The sequence below is a fragment of the Cohnella cellulosilytica genome (assembly GCF_042431195.1).
Classification (GTDB): domain Bacteria; phylum Bacillota; class Bacilli; order Paenibacillales; family Paenibacillaceae; genus Cohnella; species Cohnella cellulosilytica.
This window is the reverse complement of record NZ_JBHMDN010000007.1, coordinates 56977-73352: the sequence shown is the minus strand read 5'-3', so window position 1 is coordinate 73352 and position 16376 is coordinate 56977. Positions and strand designations below refer to the sequence as shown.

General features: G+C 57.5%; 14 protein-coding genes. 11 read left to right on the top strand and 3 right to left on the bottom strand.

Annotated features, from left to right (window positions below):
• Nucleotides 1–56: 56 nt before the first annotated feature.
• A complete protein-coding gene (locus ACFFT4_RS03395; RefSeq protein ID WP_378045082.1) occupies nt 57–878 on the bottom strand; it encodes a hypothetical protein in 822 nt (273 codons plus the stop codon).
• Between the two features lie 334 nt (nt 879–1212).
• Between ACFFT4_RS03395 and ACFFT4_RS03390 the strand changes: the two genes are divergently transcribed.
• Nucleotides 1213–2001, top strand: coding sequence for an SDR family oxidoreductase (locus ACFFT4_RS03390; protein WP_378045081.1), 789 nt, complete (start codon nt 1213–1215; stop codon nt 1999–2001).
• Between the two features lie 74 nt (nt 2002–2075).
• On the opposite strand, the gene ACFFT4_RS03385 is transcribed toward ACFFT4_RS03390, so the two are convergent.
• A complete protein-coding gene (locus ACFFT4_RS03385; RefSeq protein WP_378045527.1) occupies nt 2076–2651 on the bottom strand; it encodes a TetR/AcrR family transcriptional regulator in 576 nt (191 codons plus the stop codon).
• 132 nt (nt 2652–2783) lie between these two features.
• Between ACFFT4_RS03385 and ACFFT4_RS03380 the strand changes: the two genes are divergently transcribed.
• Entirely contained in the window at nt 2784–3599 is an 816-nt protein-coding gene (locus tag ACFFT4_RS03380; protein WP_378045079.1) for an SDR family oxidoreductase, read from the top strand.
• 26 nt (nt 3600–3625) lie between these two features.
• On the opposite strand, the gene ACFFT4_RS03375 is transcribed toward ACFFT4_RS03380, so the two are convergent.
• A complete protein-coding gene (locus ACFFT4_RS03375) occupies nt 3626–4306 on the bottom strand; it encodes an SOS response-associated peptidase (protein ID WP_378045077.1) in 681 nt (226 codons plus the stop codon).
• A 157-nt stretch (nt 4307–4463) separates the two neighbouring features.
• Between ACFFT4_RS03375 and speE the strand changes: the two genes are divergently transcribed.
• The 9 genes from speE to ACFFT4_RS03330 all read left to right on the top strand — a co-directional run bounded on the left by speE (nt 4464) and on the right by ACFFT4_RS03330 (nt 16302).
• A complete protein-coding gene (gene speE, locus ACFFT4_RS03370; protein WP_378045075.1) occupies nt 4464–5348 on the top strand; it encodes a polyamine aminopropyltransferase in 885 nt (294 codons plus the stop codon).
• Nucleotides 5349–5570: 222 nt separating this feature from the next.
• On the top strand, nt 5571–6422 hold the full coding sequence (locus tag ACFFT4_RS03365; protein WP_378045074.1) for an alpha/beta hydrolase: 852 nt from the start codon (nt 5571–5573) through the stop codon (nt 6420–6422).
• A 12-nt stretch (nt 6423–6434) separates the two neighbouring features.
• On the top strand, nt 6435–7880 hold the full coding sequence (locus tag ACFFT4_RS03360) for a hypothetical protein (RefSeq protein WP_378045072.1): 1446 nt from the start codon (nt 6435–6437) through the stop codon (nt 7878–7880).
• Between the two features lie 319 nt (nt 7881–8199).
• Nucleotides 8200–8472: a hypothetical protein gene (locus ACFFT4_RS03355; RefSeq protein WP_378045070.1), complete on the top strand. Its 273-nt coding sequence runs from the start codon at nt 8200–8202 to the stop codon at nt 8470–8472.
• A gap of 783 nt (nt 8473–9255) precedes the next feature.
• Complete coding sequence (locus ACFFT4_RS03350; RefSeq protein ID WP_378045525.1) at nt 9256–10131, top strand: ABC transporter permease; 876 nt, start codon at nt 9256–9258, stop codon at nt 10129–10131.
• 34 nt (nt 10132–10165) lie between these two features.
• Nucleotides 10166–11053, top strand: coding sequence for a carbohydrate ABC transporter permease (locus ACFFT4_RS03345; RefSeq protein WP_378045068.1), 888 nt, complete (start codon nt 10166–10168; stop codon nt 11051–11053).
• An 87-nt stretch (nt 11054–11140) separates the two neighbouring features.
• Nucleotides 11141–12874 carry an extracellular solute-binding protein gene (locus ACFFT4_RS03340; protein ID WP_378045066.1) on the top strand — a complete coding sequence of 578 codons (1734 nt, stop codon included), beginning with the start codon at nt 11141–11143 and terminating at the stop codon, nt 12872–12874.
• A 75-nt stretch (nt 12875–12949) separates the two neighbouring features.
• Nucleotides 12950–14524, top strand: coding sequence for a response regulator transcription factor (locus tag ACFFT4_RS03335; protein WP_378045065.1), 1575 nt, complete (start codon nt 12950–12952; stop codon nt 14522–14524).
• Nucleotides 14525–14526: 2 nt separating this feature from the next.
• Complete coding sequence (locus ACFFT4_RS03330; RefSeq protein WP_378045064.1) at nt 14527–16302, top strand: sensor histidine kinase; 1776 nt, start codon at nt 14527–14529, stop codon at nt 16300–16302.
• The last annotated feature ends 74 nt before the right edge of the window (nt 16303–16376 follow it).

The window sequence follows — 16376 nt, the reverse complement described above, 5'->3', positions numbered from 1 at the left end:
GAACGTCCCTGCAAGCGATAGTAGTGGAGTCTATTATACCTCGTAAACGGGCTTGACTACAGATACCGGGCTCTCGTGGCGGAGATAGTGTCCGAAATTTTCGTTTCCAGCGCATAGATTTTGGACTGCTGGGCGACGATCGACTTGAAGGACGCAACGAGCGAGGCCAGCGCGTTGCCCGCGCTGCCGGCATCGTTCTTCTTCAGCGCGTACTTGAAGTTGGACCAGACGGGAGACAGGCCGTTCCTCGTCGCGCTGAGGCTGCTGCGCTGAGCCCTGATCTGGACTTTGAGAGAATCGATAGCCGCAAGAGAATCGCGCGCGGCTTTGATTTTGCCCGAGGCCGCGGTTTTGACCGCCTTGTGGGCGGCTTCTTTCTTTTTGATATCTTCGCGGGCGGCCTGGACGGACAGCTTCATTACTTGGGCTTGAAGGCTCAAGGCGCTGCTCAGCGTTTTGCTCTTTAAGGATTTGGCCAGCGACAGCTGTTTGTTAAGCGCCGTATAGCCGTCGAACAGAGGCTTGTAGCGGGTTTTCGCCTGCTGGACGTCCGCGGCCGACCGGCTTACTTTGGCGGCGTCGATCTCGCGGATTTGTTTGCGAACGAGGATGACGGCTTCCTCGTTGCGGTACTGCAGCGCTTTGACTTTGGCCGCGGCGTCTTTGTCCGCCTTGAGTTGGGTGCCAAGCTCGGCATACAGCTCCCGCAGCCGGGCTCCCTTCTTCGCGTCCGCGGAAGCGGCGGTTTTGTCGAGAGAGGCCTTGAGCGACGAGGTCAGCTCGATGGCCGCGGCGGAGACGCCGGCGGGCAGGGCGACGATCAGGGCGACGAAGAACAGGATAAACGGAACGAGGCGGGACGGCATTTTCAACGACATGACGGATTCCTCCCTTGGTTGGTGTGGACGGCAAAAAGCACCCGCAAGAAGGCTGGCTCAGCCTTGCTTACGGGTGCTTCCGTCGTAAGTGGAAAAATATCGTATTGTTGCTTCAATATACCGGACTTTGGAAGGAGTGTCAAGCGCCGGAGCGAATCCGGAGACTGTTCGGAGGCTTTCCGGCACGGCCGGGACGAGGGCGGAGAATTTGGTCGAAAACCGTTCCGCAGACCCGTCTTATTGCGTCGGAGCCCTCCGTATGGCACTCTTATCTTAGACGAACGGAAGTCGAATATTTCAGCGATCGGCTGATCGGGAAAGGGTGCGACAGAGCATGGATTTGATGCTGGAGGGAAAATCGGTGTTCGTGGCGGCGGCGAGCAAGGGTCTGGGCAAGGCCGTGGCGCTGCAGTACGCGAAGGAAGGGGCCAAGGTGACGATTGCGAGCCGAAGCCTGGACAGATTGGTCGAAGCGCGCAACGACATTCGGGAGCGGACCGGGGTCGAGGTGTCGATGATCGAAATGGACGCGTCCAAAGGAGAGGACGTCAGCCATGCGATCCGCACGGCCGCCGCTACGGCGGACGGCCTGGACGTGCTTGTCACGAACGCCGGCGGTCCGCGGGGAGGCTTCTTCTCCGACATGGAGGACGCCGACTGGACGCAGGGCTTCGAGCTGAGCCTGCTGAGCACGATTCGCATGATCCGCGAGGCGCTGCCGTTCATGAAATCGGCGGGCGGAGGCCGGATCGTCAATCTGACGTCGGTCTCCATCAAGCAGCCGATCGACGGATTGATTCTGTCCAACGTCTTCCGCGCGGGCGTCTACGCTCTGACGAAAAGCTTGGCGACGGAGCTGGCGGAGTCCGGTATTCTCGTCAACACCGTCGCTCCCGGCCGGATCGGGACCGACCGAATCGCCGAGCTCGACGCCAAGAAGGCCGCGGATCGGGGACGGACGGTCGAGGACATCCGGGCGGAGGCCGAACGGCTGATTCCGCTCGGCCGCGCGGGGACGCCGGAGGAGTTCGCGAGACACGCCGTCTTTTACGGCTCGTTCGCCAACACGTATGTCACCGGGCAAGCTCTGCTTGTCGACGGCGGAATGGTCAAGGGCTTGTGAGAACCAATGAAAAGGCGTTCCTGCCGAGTGCGGCGGGGAACGCCTTTTTGGGATGCGCCGGGCTGCCGGGCGCGCTACGTTCGGAATTCGTCGGATTCGGCTTCGGCTTCGGCGAAGTCGGGCACCAAATAGAACGCGATATTCGTCAGCTTGCGCGCCATGTAGTCGATCGAGCGGAATCGCTCGTTTTCCAGCCATTCGCGGAGGAGGCCGATCGTTCCGTGTGCGGCGAATGTCGCGCGAGACTCGTCGAGAAGGCTGGCCTGCATCCAGTTTTTGAGCAAGGCGGACAAATAGACGACGAACTCGATATCCCGAAGCCGCCGGAGATAAAACGAACCGTGCAAATGCACGTGCTCGCATAGGGCCGCGTTATGCCGCATGAGCCACTCTCGCGGACCGAGGGACCGGACGTCCTCCATACTTCCCCCGGAGTTGTAGAACCGGCTCAGCTCGTCCAGAACTCGTCGCGTCGCCCGGCCGAGCAAGTCGAATTTGTCTTCGAAATGCAGATAAAACGTCGAGCGGCTCACTCCCGCTTTTTTCACGATATCGTTCACCGTAATTTTGTCGATCGGATACCTCGCGAAGAGCCTGTAGAAGGCTTCGATGATGTATTCGCATGCGGAATCCAACGGCTTCTCGCTCATTGCGCTCACCGCGGCTTTCTCCAGGAATGGACATTTCCGCCCGTTTTGTCGCTTGAACCGCGCTCGGACAGGCTTCTACAATGATTATAGCATCAACCAAAAACCTGATCATTTGCGACGGAGGGATAACGAATGCCGAAAGTATATGTCATTACCGGCGGAGCCGGAGGGATGGGGAAAGCGATCGCGCGGCGTTTTTGCCAAAAGGGAACCGTGCTGCTGGCGGATGTGTCGGCGGAGCGGCTGGAGCAGGCCGCGGCCGAGCTGCAGCCGCTCGCCGCGGCACAGGTAGCGCATAGAGTTGTCGACATCACGGATGAAGACCAGGTTAACGAGCTGGCCGTCGCCGCTTCCGGACTCGGGGAGCTCGGGGCTATAATCCATACGGGCGGTCTGTCTCCGACAATGGCCGATGCGAGAAGAATACTGGAGGTCAATTCGATCGGTACGGGATACGTTCTTAAAGCCTTTCTGCCGCTTGCGGGTCAGGGATGCGCAGCCGTATGCGTCGCTTCAATGGCCGGACACAGCACGCCGAGGAACGCGGCATACGACTCTATTTTGACTCAGCCGCTCGCTCCCGATTTTGTCGAGAGGATGATGCCGTTCACGCAAGATAATCCGGGCGCGGCATACGGTCTTTCCAAGCTTGGAGTGATTCTGATGGTCGAAGACCAAGCGTGGGAGTGGGGGCGGAAAGGGGCGCGGATCGTGTCCGTCTCCCCGGGGACGATCGATACGCCTATGGGCAGGCAGGAAGCCGCCCGGCAGCCGATGATGAAGCAATTGCTGGATATGACTCCGCTGGGCAGGGAGGGAACGGCCGATGAGATCGCGGCGGCCGTCGAATTTCTGTGCAGCGGGGAAAGCTCCTACATCACCGGCACGGATTTGCGCGTAGACGGCGGCACAACGGCCAATGTGCAGAAATTGAATCGACAGAAATAGATCGCAACGGGTTTCTCCAGAGGCCGTCAGAACAGGGCGGGCTGCTCCGCAATGCATTCCTCCGTGTCGTTCTTCACGCTGCCGACGATCGGGGAGACGGGGTAGGCGCGCATCTTTTCCGCCGGATAGGGCCGCAGCATCGCCATAAGCGACTCGACATCGTCGTTGCCGCGGTCCAGCCACGAAGCTTCGTCCTCCGGACTCAGAATGGCCGGCATTCGATCGTGAATGTCGGCCATGAGCCGGTTGGGGGCCGTCGTAATGATCGTGCACGTGCCGAGCTTGCGGCCGTCCGGAGTCTGCCACGTATCGTACAGCCCCGCCATCGAGAACAAAGCCCCGTCCTTCATCGTAATGCGCATCGGCTGCTTGCGGCCGCCGTCCTTCCTCCACTCGTAGAAACCGTCCGCCGGAACGATCGCTCTTTTTCTCCCCACGAGTTTTTTGAACGAAGCCTTCTCCAGCAGCGTCTCCGCCCGCGCGTTAATCATCTTGCTCCCGATTTTGTCGTCCGCGGCCCAGGAAGGCACGAGCCCCCAGCGAAGCTCGCCGAGCCGATTGTTCTTCCCGTCGTGGATGACCGCCCACACATCCTGCGTTGGAGCCACGTTGTAGCGGGGCGTATGATATCTGGCCATCGGCTGCTCGATCAGATAACGCCGGATCAGCTCGTCGATCGTCGCCACGACCGTAAATCGTCCGCACATCGCCCGTCCCTCCTTTTAAGCCCATTGAATCATAGCGGCACTCGCCGTTCAAGCGAATTTTTTCGCGGCTCCCGGAGGGCGGGCTGAACCGTGCGGTCACCCTTGGGCCAATTTTTGATACAATAGAGTAGACTACATTTCCAAGGGAGGTTGAAAATTGATACGGTTACCCAAGTATATTCATAACTCACAGGGTACACTGTGGTTGACCGAGGACGAGAGGGACAATTTGAAAATCAGCTACCGCATCAAGGAAGTCTTATTCGAGGAATCGAGCCCGTTTCAGCATGTGATGGTGCTGGATTCGTTCGATTTCGGTCCCATGCTCGTGCTCGACGGCGTTGTCCAGACGACATCGAAGGACGGGCATATTTACAATGAAATGATTACCCACGTTCCGTTGTCGGTCCACCCGCGTCCCCAAGACGTGCTGATTATCGGCGGAGGAGATTGCGGAGCCGCGAAAGAAGCGGCCAAGTACGAGAGCGTTCGGCGGATCGATCTGGTCGAGATCGACGAAGCCGTCGTGAGGGCCAGCAAACGTTATATGCCGGAAGTATCCGGCAACCTGTCCGATCCGCGCGTCCATTATTACTATGACGACGGCGTCGATTTTGCCAAGCGGGCGTCCGCGGCCTACGACGTCATTATCGTCGATTCGTCCGACCCGGTAGGCCCGGCGCAAATGCTGTTCGAGCCGGCCTTCTACGAAAGCCTGCACCGGGCGCTGCGCGAGGACGGACTTATGGTCTGCCAGAGCCAGTCCCCGATATTTCACGGCGACATCATGGAGCAGACGTATCGGCGAATCGGACATATTTTTCCTCACACCCGTCTATATACGGCCGTCGTTCCGACTTATCCGGGAGGCCTGTGGAGCTTCACGCTGGGCTCCAAGCGAGAGCTGCCCGAACCGGAACGAATCCGTTTCAATAAAACCGCATCGTATGCGAATCAGGAGCTTGTGCGCCGCTGCTTCTCTCTGCCGGCCTTCCTGAAGGAAAGGCTGGAGCTGTCGGCGGACGCCGCCCGGGCGCATTAATCGGGAGGTGTTTGAAGCAGGCGCGGTTCCGTATCGGCATAATTGCTGCCGGCACGGTCCGCTCCTCTTCGACGCGGCTTATCGGAATAAGTCTATGGACCTAATTTCGAAGGAAATTTTTGTCCGATTATGATATAATAGTCGAAATTGCTTTTCATCTGCGGGAGTGGCAGTCGGCTGGCCGGGTTGCCGCGCGGATGAGTCGGCTGCCGGAGGAACGTCATGTTCGAGAGAGCGCTGCCGCCCGTTCAGACTTACGAGGCGAGGGACGGCAAATCGTTATGCTACCGTCATTACGGAGCGGAATCGGGTAAAATCGTCATATTGCTGCACGGCATTTCCGAGGACGGACAGTATTTGCATCCGCTGGCCGAGTTTATCTCGGGCAACGGACTGGCGCAGGTCGTCGTGCCGGATTTAAGGGGCTACGGCTTTCATCCCGTGCGCCGGGGGGACGTGGAGTATATCGGACAGTACGACCACGATCTGGAGGACTTGGTAGGCTGGCTGCGGAACAAGTCGGGCGACGAGCCGGACATCATTCTCGCCGGACACTCCCAGGGGGGCGGCAATGCGATCCGGATGGCCCGGCGCCGTCTCGCCAAGCGGATCGGCGGTTATTTGCTGCTGGCTCCGTCCGTTCATCCGGAAGCGCCGATCAATCACAAGAAGGACCCGTGGAGCGAGCTTCAGGTGGACAAGTTCCGCTTCGCGGTGTTGTCTGCGCTCAATGCGATCGGGCTGCGATTCTGGAACGGGCGGACCGTTCTGCGCATCGACAAGCCGCTCGAACGCCGGCACGGACGCGAGACGCTGGAGCTGAGCTACAGGCTGCTGCAGTCGAGAACGACGAAGGCCAAGTACATAAAGGATTTGCGGGCGATGACCCAGCCGACGCTTGTGCTGGTCGGCGAGAAGGACGAGATGTTCCTGCCGGGACAATACGCGCCTCTGTTCGCCGAATGCCGTCAGGCCAAGGTCAGCCTTATTCGGGACAGCGATCACGACGGCATCCTGTCGGACAAGGCGGCGCTGAAAGAAGTGGAGAGCTGGTTTAAAGCGTTAGGGGAATGAGAGGGAAACGGGATGCCAAAAAAGAACGAGGAGAAACAAACGAAGGCGCCGGCCAAAAAGCCGGCCTCTCCCGCTTCGTCGTCTTCGGCCGTAAGCGACGCTCTGCTGGAAATGCAGCAGACGGGAGGCAACCAGCAGGCGCTGGGCATGCTCGGCACGGTGCCCCCCACGGCGACGCCCTCCGCGAATACGTTCAGCGTCAGCTCGGAAGGCTTCCAATATCAGCTGCCGCAGGCGCCGCTGATTCAGGAGTTCAATCAGGAATTGTTAACCGGATATTCGCACGCCCCGAGCGCGAGCGATCGGGAGCTGTTCCCCGACCTGAACCGAGAGGAGGACGGACGGCGCTTGGCGGAGCTGAGCGGGCCTTCGGACCGGGCCGCGTTGGTGAGGGAGGCTCGGGACCAGGGCCATTCGCACAGTTACGTCCGGCTTGACGCCGCCTCTCCCTCCGTACGGGGGAAGAGGCACAGGCTGGGCCGAATGCAGGGCAAAAACCAGCGCGGGCAGCAGAGAGAGCAGCATTTCTACGACGCCGGCGGCAAGTTCACGCCCTATCCGCGAGAGGCCGAGCATCTTGAGGACATGACGTCTTCGAGCACAAGCACGCAAGAGGTATGGAAGGCGCTCGACGCCGTCAATCGCGGCGAGAAAGTGCCGGAAGGCTTCGAGGGTCGCGAACGGGAGCTGATGTCGGTTCCGACCATTACGAATCTCTCGGAAGTGCAGCGATCGCCGCTCATGGGAGCGGTCAGCAATATGGAAATCGCCAATCAAGCCCACACGACCGGAACGCCGAAGCCGTTCGGGGAAGCTTTCGGGGACTCGGAGGAGCGCGAGGTCAAGAAGAAGCGCAAGAGGAAGACGGGGGATGCGGACGCGGATTCGGACTCCGACGAATTGAAGACAAAAGCGTTCAACTTCCCGGGATCGATCAGCTCGACGGGCGCGGGAGCCGTTCATCAGTTCCAGGCGGTGGAAGAGTCGATCATGAAGGGCGAGATGTCGGACGAAGCCGTCAGAAAACGCGTCAAAAGAGCTCCCGAAGCCGGTACGGTGGAGGAAGCGCGAGGCTTCGCGGTCAAGAAGAAAAAGGCGCTGCTCGGCACGTTCCAGGACCGCCTGCAGATGACGGACGTCTCCTCCGCCCAGCGGGAGCCGGACGAGGCGGATCGCGAATTGGCGACGCTGATGCGGCTGAGATCCGGACTGCGGCGCAACGCGATGCCGCAGATGGGGCTGCTGCGGGGGGGACTGCGCACGCTGGAGAAGACGACGGCTTCCGCCTCGTCCTCCGCTCCGACGGACAAGCTGCCTCCCGAAGCGTTCGATCCCGGCTACGAGGTCGACGACAACGATTTCGTCCCTGAGTCGAATGAGCAAGAGCCCGACGACGACGAGAACGTATGGGCCGGGCTCGAAGAAGAGGAAGAAGAAAGCCATCCGGCGACAAAATAATATTAAAAAAAGCCTTTGGAATACCGCTCCCGGTTTCCAAAGGCTTTTCATTATGCGCCCGGCATGGGCCTCGGCGGCAGGGACCAATATTCACTCGATCTGGCGACGGCTGTGGCTGCGGCTCACGGATGGGAGGGGAAGCTTGCTTTTTATGCGAGCTTTTTTTCTATGACCGGCCATCAGCCGTAGTTTTATTCTCATACATGAACTCGAAGGAATCGCGCCCCCTCTACTCTACCAACCCTCTTTGCGTCCCGGCAGGCCAATTCGTGCAGCTGCCCGCCTTAGCGGTCTGGCAGGCCGTTACGGAGGCCAATTCGTGCAGCTGCCCGCCTTTAGCGGTCTGGCAGGCCGTTACGGAGGCCAATTCGTGCAGTTGCCCGCTTTTAGCGGTCTGAGAGGCCGTTACGGAGGCCCATTCGTGCAGTTGCCTGCTTTTAGCGGTCTGAGAGGCCGTTACGAAGGTTCATTCGTGCAGTTGCCCGCTTTTAGCGGTCTGAGAGGCTGTTACGGAGGCCAATTCAGGCAACTGCCCACTTTTAGCGGTCTGAGAGGCCGTTACTGGGCGGCTTCGACCGATTTTGGAGCCTGAAGACTCGAAGAATGGAATGGTGCTCAAATAGACGGCGTTGTTCTAAGGAATCGTGTATCGGCGCACGAATGGGGCTCAAATAGACGGCGTTGTTCTAAGGAATCGTGTATCGGCGCACGAATGGGGCTCAAATAGACGGCGTTGTTCTAAGGAATCGGGTATCGGCGCATGAATGGTGCTCAAATAGACGGCGTTGTTCTAAGGAATCGTGTATCGGCGCATGAACGGGGCTCAAATAGACGACGTTGTTCTAAGGAATCGTACATCGGCGCACGAATGGGGCTCAAATAGACGGCGTTGTTCTAAGGAATCGTACATCGGCGCTCAAACGGGTCTTAAATAGACGGCGTTGTTCTAAAGAATCGTACATCGGCGCACGAATGGTGCTCAAATAGACGACGTTGTTCTAAGGAATCGTCTATCGGTGCATGAACGGCGCACCATTGGCGCACGATCGGCGCACGGATGAGGTCATGACGAAAAAGCTTAATTGGTATTTCGCGCTTTCGTACTTCAAGAGACCTCAACAAGCCAATGTAAGACAATCGGTCAACCGCGATTTTTTTCCGTTGATTTAGTCAAATAATCGTTAATCGCTTGCGTAGAAAACGGATTCGACATCTATTAGCATAAAGATACAAAACAAACGAAGCTGGTGATGACTTGAAGGGCGACACGATTTCTTCCCTGCCGGGCGCGGGAGCGCAGAGACCGCCGGGCGAGCTCCGCAAGAGCAAGGACGGAGTATGGAGCCGGTTCGCGCGGCAGTGGGACTACCAACTGATGATACTGCCGTCTATCGCGTTCATCATCGTCTTCAGCTACATTCCGATGTGGGGCGTGCTGATTTCTTTTCAAGAGTACAATTTGTTCAAAGGGTTCGGAGACAGTCCGTGGGTGGGGTTCTACCATTTCCGGATGTTCTTCGAATCGCCGGAGTTCTGGAACATCATGCGCAATACGCTGGCCATCAGCCTGTTGAAGCTGTTTATCGCCTTCCCGGCTCCGATCATCCTCGCGCTCATGCTGAACGAAGTCAGGAACGCGCTGTTCAAGAGAGTCGTGCAGACGATTACCTATATTCCGCACTTCATCTCCTGGGTCGTCGTATCCGGTCTGGTGTTCTCGATGCTGGCCGTCGACAACGGGCCCGTCAACGACGTGCTGATCCAGTTTTCGCTCATTAAGGAACCGATCAACTGGCTGTCCACGCCGGAATATTTCTGGGGCATTCTCGTCTCCGTCGGCGTGTGGAAGGAAATCGGCTTCGGCTCGATCGTCTATCTCGCGGCCATCGCGGGCATCGACCCGGCGCTGTACGAGGCGGCGGCGATGGACGGGGCCAACCGCTTCAAGCAGATTTTTCTGATTACGATACCGAGCATTTCGCCGGTCATTATCATTTTCCTCATCCTGGGGGTCGGCAACATCCTGAACGCGGGCTTCGAAGACATTCTGCTGATGACGAAAAATCTGTCCAACGGAATCGTCATGCCGTACGCCGAAGTTATCGACACCTATGTCTACCAGATGGGCATTCACAATCAGAGATATTCGTACGCGACGGCGGCAGGCCTTTTCAAGTCGGTGCTCAGCGTAATCATGCTCTTCATCGCCAACGGCATCGCCCGGCGTCTGGGCAAGGCAAGCCTGTGGTAGGACCACGCGATTCTCAGGAAACGGAAGCGATAAGATGAAATTAAACTTCTCGGACAAAGTGCTGCAAACCGTCATTTACGTCCTGCTCGTCCTGCTGGCCTTCATGACGTTTTACCCTTTCTGGAACTCTCTCGCCATCTCTTTTAACGTGGGGAGCGATACTTCGCTGGGAGGAATTACGTTCTGGCCGCGGAAGTTCACATTGGAGAATTACGAGATCGTGTTTAAGGACAAGCGGATCTTCCAGGCCTATCTCATTACGATCGCCCGGACCGTTATCGGAACGGCCGTCTCGATGTTTTTCACCGCATTGTTCGCGTACGGCTTGTCCAAGAAAGGCATCGTCTTCAAAAAAGGGTATATGATCGTCTGCATTGTGACGATGTATTTCAGCGGCGGTTTAATTCCGTACTTTATTCTCGTGTATCATTTGAACCTTTACAATACGTTCACGTTTCTGATTATTCACGGGATGATCAACGTCTACAACATGATCATCTTCCGCACCTTCTTCCAGGAGCTGCCCGACGGCCTGGAGGAGTCGGCAAGAATCGACGGGTGCTCGAACTTCGGCGTCTTCTTCCGCGTCGTCGTCCCGATCTCGGGACCGGTCGTCGCCACGCTGGCGCTGTTCACAGCAGTCGGCTTGTGGAACGATTGGTTCACGCCCGCCGTATTTATCGGCAACCAGGATCTGATTCCGCTGCAGACGCTGCTCGTGCAGATCGTCAACGCCGGACAGACGGCGACGCTGATCGCCAATCTGAATTCGTACGCGCAGAGCGCCGTACAGAATTCCGTCACCGTCAAGGCGCTGCAGATGGCGACGATGATGGTCGCCACGCTGCCGATCCTCGTCGTCTACCCGTTCCTGCAAAAGTATTTCGTCAAGGGCGCGCTGGTAGGCTCGCTGAAGGAGTAGGTTTTCCATTGCGGTTATACGCGGTGTCTGCATGCGGCATCCGCTTATGACATATACCAATTCGACAAATCAGAGAGGGGAAAGAACATGAAGTTCAAGAAAAGCGCAAGCCTGGTCACGGGAAGCGTGTTGACGCTCAGCTTGCTGCTCTCGGCTTGCTCCGGCAACAACGGCGGCAATGCCAGTCCTTCGGCTTCGCAGCCGGCAAGCCAGCCGGCGGCCAGTCCGTCGGAAACCGCACCCGCAAGCGCTTCGGACAACCCTGCCGATTCCGGCGACGTTCAATCCAAGGTCAAGCCGGTGGAGTTTTCCCTGTTCGTCAATTACGACTGGTACACGGCGCCGACCTGGGAGGAGCGTCCGCAAGGCCAATGGATTACGGATAATCTGCAAGTGACTTTGAAACCGGTTCAATCGAACGGCGCCGCCGCGCAGAAGCTGAACACGATGATCGTCTCCAACGAGCTTCCGGACGTGATCGTCTCCGACCGCGGCAAAGATATCGAACGTCTGCAGCAAGCCGGCAAGCTCGTCGCGCTCGATCCGTTCCTGGAGAAGTATCCGGAATACGTGCAGACGGTCGGCGAGAAGACGCTGAACATGCTCCGCAGCGAGGACGGCAAGCTGTATCAGCTGCCGAACTGGTTCATTAACGGCGAGAACGGCAACGGCAACGCGGCTTACCTCGTCGAGAAGAAAATCTACAAAGCGCTCGGTTCCCCTCCGCTCGAGACGTGGGAAGATCTGGAGTCTTATCTGAAGCTCGTAAAAGAGAAATATCCGAATATCGTTCCGCTGGACTTCGGCGAAGTCCGCGGCGAAGGCGAGGACGTGCAGATGGTCGGCATGCTGTACAGCGGCGCGGCCAACGGCGCGACTCCGGCCTTTATCTCTCCGGGCTCGGGTTCGATCTTCGGCATTCCGAGCGGCAGCGATCTGACTTCGATTTACAAGGATCAAGGCTTCAAGGATACGGCGCTATACAGCAGCAAGCTGTTCCGCCAAGGCCTGACCTCCGGAGATATGTTCACGCAAACGCGGGACCAGATTCTGGAGAAGCTGAAGAAGGGCCAAATCGCCGTGTTCGGCGCCTACGACTCCGTTGTGGAAGGCATCGGCCGCGAGGCGAACAACCTGCTGAAGGCCGTCGATCCGGAGGACGGATACGATGTCATCTGGCCGGTTCACAAAGCGGACGTGGACAGAAATCAAGTGTTCCCGTCGGGCTACAATACGCTGGGCTGGAACGTTAACGTCATTACGACGAACGCGAAGGACCCGGAAGCGATCTTCTCGTACTACAACTGGGCGTCCAGCCCGCAAGGCCAGCAAATTATTTTCTTCGGGCCTCCGGGATTGTTCTACGATTCGGTCGAGGACGGCGTTCCGATTCCGAACGATGCGTACATCAACCGCGATCTCAAACAGTACGACGAGCTGAAAATCGGCGAATTCAACTGGAGCGGCAATACCGCTTACGTCGATTCCACGAAGGGCAAGCGCGAGCAGCTGCTGCCTGACGCGGCTCAGGACTGGACGACGGTCGCGCAGACGACCGTATCGTTCAAGACGTCGCGCGACGTCACCGAGTTCTCCAATCTCGAGCCGGCTCCGAATTCGGAGGAAGGCATTATCGCGCAGCGTCTGAGAGATTATCACAAGCAATTGATTCCGAAGCTTCTGTTCGCCAAGAGCGACGAGGAAGTGCTCGGCCTCATCGACAAGGCCGACGAGGAAGCGACGAAGATCGGCTACGACAAGCTGCTGGCCTGGAAGGCCGAGCAGTGGCAGGCCAACCTGCAGAAGCTGGCCGGCAATTAATCTATCCCAAAGCGTTAAGAGAGGGTATACTCAACATACCCTCTCTTTTCTCCATAAAAGGAGCGCATAGACGATATGTACAAAGCCGTATTGGTGGACGACGAGAAGTACGATCTCGAAGGCTTGCGCCGGCTGATTCCCTGGGAGGAGCTCGGCATCGAAGTCGTGTGCAGCGAGAATCGCTCGCTGGCCGCGCTGAGCTATATCGATCAATACCCGATCGACATTCTTGTAACCGATATCAAAATGCCGGTGCTGACCGGTCTTGAGCTGTCGCGCAAAGCGCAGGAGAAAAACCCGAGCCTGAAAACCATCTTCATCAGCGGCTACCAGGATTTCGAATACGCCAAGGCGGCGCTGAATCTGAAGGCGGACGGGTATTTGCTCAAGCCGATCGACGACGACGAGGTGGCGGAGCTGCTGAGGAAGGTCGTCGCGGAAATCGAAGAGGCGCGCAAGCAGCTGGAGGAGCAGCAGCACTTCGAAGAGTCGTTCGCCTATATTCGCGGAGATTTTCTGCTGCATCTGCTGGAAGGGAAGACGGACAAGGAGGCGCTGTCGTTTTTCCTCGCGAGATATCCGAAACCGCTTCCTTCCGGAGCCGCGAGAGCCGTCGTCGTCGAGCTGGACGACGCCTTGTGGAAGATGAACCGTTCTCCCGAGGCGGGCCGCGCGGAATTGAAGGCGGCCGTCAGAGCGATCGCCGATTATGTCGAGGAGCGCGAGCTCGGGGCGTGGTGCGAGGTGTCGGATTCCCAGCTCGCCTTCGTCTACGAAGGGGAGTCGGCAAGACTGGAGCAGGAGCTGACGGCTTTGGGCGCGCACGTCGGAAGCCTGACCTCGTATACGCTGACCTCAAGCTACGGGGAGCCGGCCCATTTTCCCGATGAAATCTCCCGTTCTTACGCCCAAGCGAAGGAACTGATCGGCAACAAAATGTTTCTCGGCAAAAATCGGGTCATTCCGCCGCAATCCGCCAAGCTGCAAATTTCCAAGGACGCCAAAGATTTGAACGCGAGCCTGGAAGCGATGTTCGCGGCCGTCGCCAACTACGCGCTTGTCCATATTTGCGATTGCATGGACGAACTGTTCGACAACGTCCGTTTCTTCGAGCAGCCGGTGCAGGTGTACAGCTTTTCGATTCATATCGCTTCCAAGCTGGAGGCTTATTTGAGCACGGTCAACGAGACTTACGAAAGCCTGCTGGGCTGGGGCTTCGAGCACCTGGACGTCGTGCGGCAGTTCGAGACGGCGGAGGATATTAAATCGTGGCTGCGCAAGACGCTGTTCGAAATATCCGAGCGGCTGTTCCTGAAGAAGCAGACGAAGGGACGACGGCTCATCGAGCCGATCGAGCAGTACATCCTGGCGAATCTCGCCCAGGAAATTACGCTGCGGGAAATCGCGAACAAATTCTCCTATTCGGCGAACCATATGGGTTACCTGTTCAAGGAACAGACCGGCGAGAGTTTTAACGAGTATCTGGTGCGCAACCGGATGGAGAGGGCGCGGGCGCTGTTGAAGGACCCTGCCCTGAAAATCTACGAGGTCGCCGACCGGGTCGGCTACAAGAGCCTGGCCTACTTCAGCAGGCTGTTTCGCGAGCAATTCGGGATTACGCCCGGAGATTATCGAAAGCAGAGTGGATAACGATGTTCAAGAAGCCGAACGCCTACATTCCGCTGCGGTATAAGCTGCTCAGCTCGTATTTGCTGCTCGTCATGACTCCGGTGCTCGTTCTCGGCAGCTATTCCTACTTCACGTCGGTCAAGTCGAGCGAGGAGCATACCCGCGGCAACCTGGAAATCGCGGTCCGGCAAATCGCCAGCAACGTCGACTACCGGCTGAGCGACGTGATTCGGAGCTCGGACGATATTTTCGCCGACCAGCCGCTGTCCCGGATTTTGTCGGGCTATTATCTGGATTACGAGAAGTATACGATCATGACCCAATATATTTTGCCGAAGCTGGAGTCCGCGGCGAACTTGCCCGTATTGGACGCGAAGCTGTCGGTTTATTTGAGCAACACCAATATTAGCGAATATTACTATATCAGCGATTTTTACTATAAAGACGAGATGGAGAAAGCAAACAGCCAGGGGCAGGAGACGAGAGGGCGCCAATACTCCATCTATCACCTGAACCGGATCGAAAACAAACCGTGGTACCGCTCCTTGTCCTCCGCGTACGATTTCAAAACGTGGATGCAGGTCGAGGACGACGTCACCCGCGGCAGCATCTCGTTCCTGCGTCCGGTCATCAATTACGATACGCTGCTGCCGATCGGACTCATCCGCATGAGCGCCAAGCTCAAAGACATTTTCTTCGACGTGGATTTTACGCAGCTGGGCGACGACAGCCTGCTGTTCGTCGTGAACGGCAGCGACGAGCTGCTCTACACGAGCTCGCTAGACGAGATGAACCCGAACATTCTGACGGTGGCCAAGAACGGATTCAGCGGCCCTCCGGATCGCTATATGCAGATCAGACAGCCGATCGCCAACATGGACGCCGAACTCGTCGCCTGGATTCCGACTTCGTCGTTCCAGGAAAATTCCCAGAGAGTCCGCAATCTGACGATCTGGATCAGCCTCGTCAGCCTGATCGTGCTGACGGCCATCAGTTGGCTCGTATCGCGCTATTTCTCCAAACGGTTCATGAAGCTGATCCGCTCGCTTAAAGCTTTTAAGGAGGGAGATTTTCACAAGCGGATGGTCGTGCCGGGCAACGACGAGTTCTCCCAGATCGGGGATGCGTTCAACGACATGGCTTCCAATATGGAGAAGCTGATCGACGAGGTGTATTTAAGCAAGCTGGAGAAAAAAGAGGTCGAGCTGCAGGTGCTTCATTCGCAGATGAATCCTCATTTCCTGTACAACACCTTCTCCTCGATCAGCCGGATGGCCAAGCTCGGCGAAATCGACAAAATGCACGAAATGGTGCGCGCGCTGGCGAAGTTTTACCGGCTGTCGCTCAACAAGGGAGAGATGATCATCTCCATCGAGAAGGAACTGCAGATCATTCAGTCCTATATCGATATCCAGAAAATCAAGTTTGCCGACCGGATCGTCGCGGAGTACGACATCGACGAGGCCGCGCTCGGGTACGAGACGATCAAGTTCATTCTGCAGCCGTTCGTCGAAAATTCGATCGAGCATGCCTGGTACGACGACGAGATCCATGTGCGCATTCGCATCGCGCTGGAGGGGGACGACGTCGTCATGCAGGTGGAGGACAACGGGATCGGCATGAAGGAAGAGCTGGTCGAGCAGGTGCTCGATCCGACGGAGAAAGGGGTCGGCTACGGCATCCGCAACGTCGACCAGCGCATCAAGCTGCAATTCGGCAAAGGCTGCGGCGTGTCGATCGACAGCTCGATCGGGGAGGGAACGACCGTAACGATCCGTTTCCCGAAATATGTGCGTTGATTTTGAATACATTTCGTTGATGCCTGCAGTGTTTGTGCAAGCGCTTCCTCGCTAGAATGGGAGTTAAACTCCAT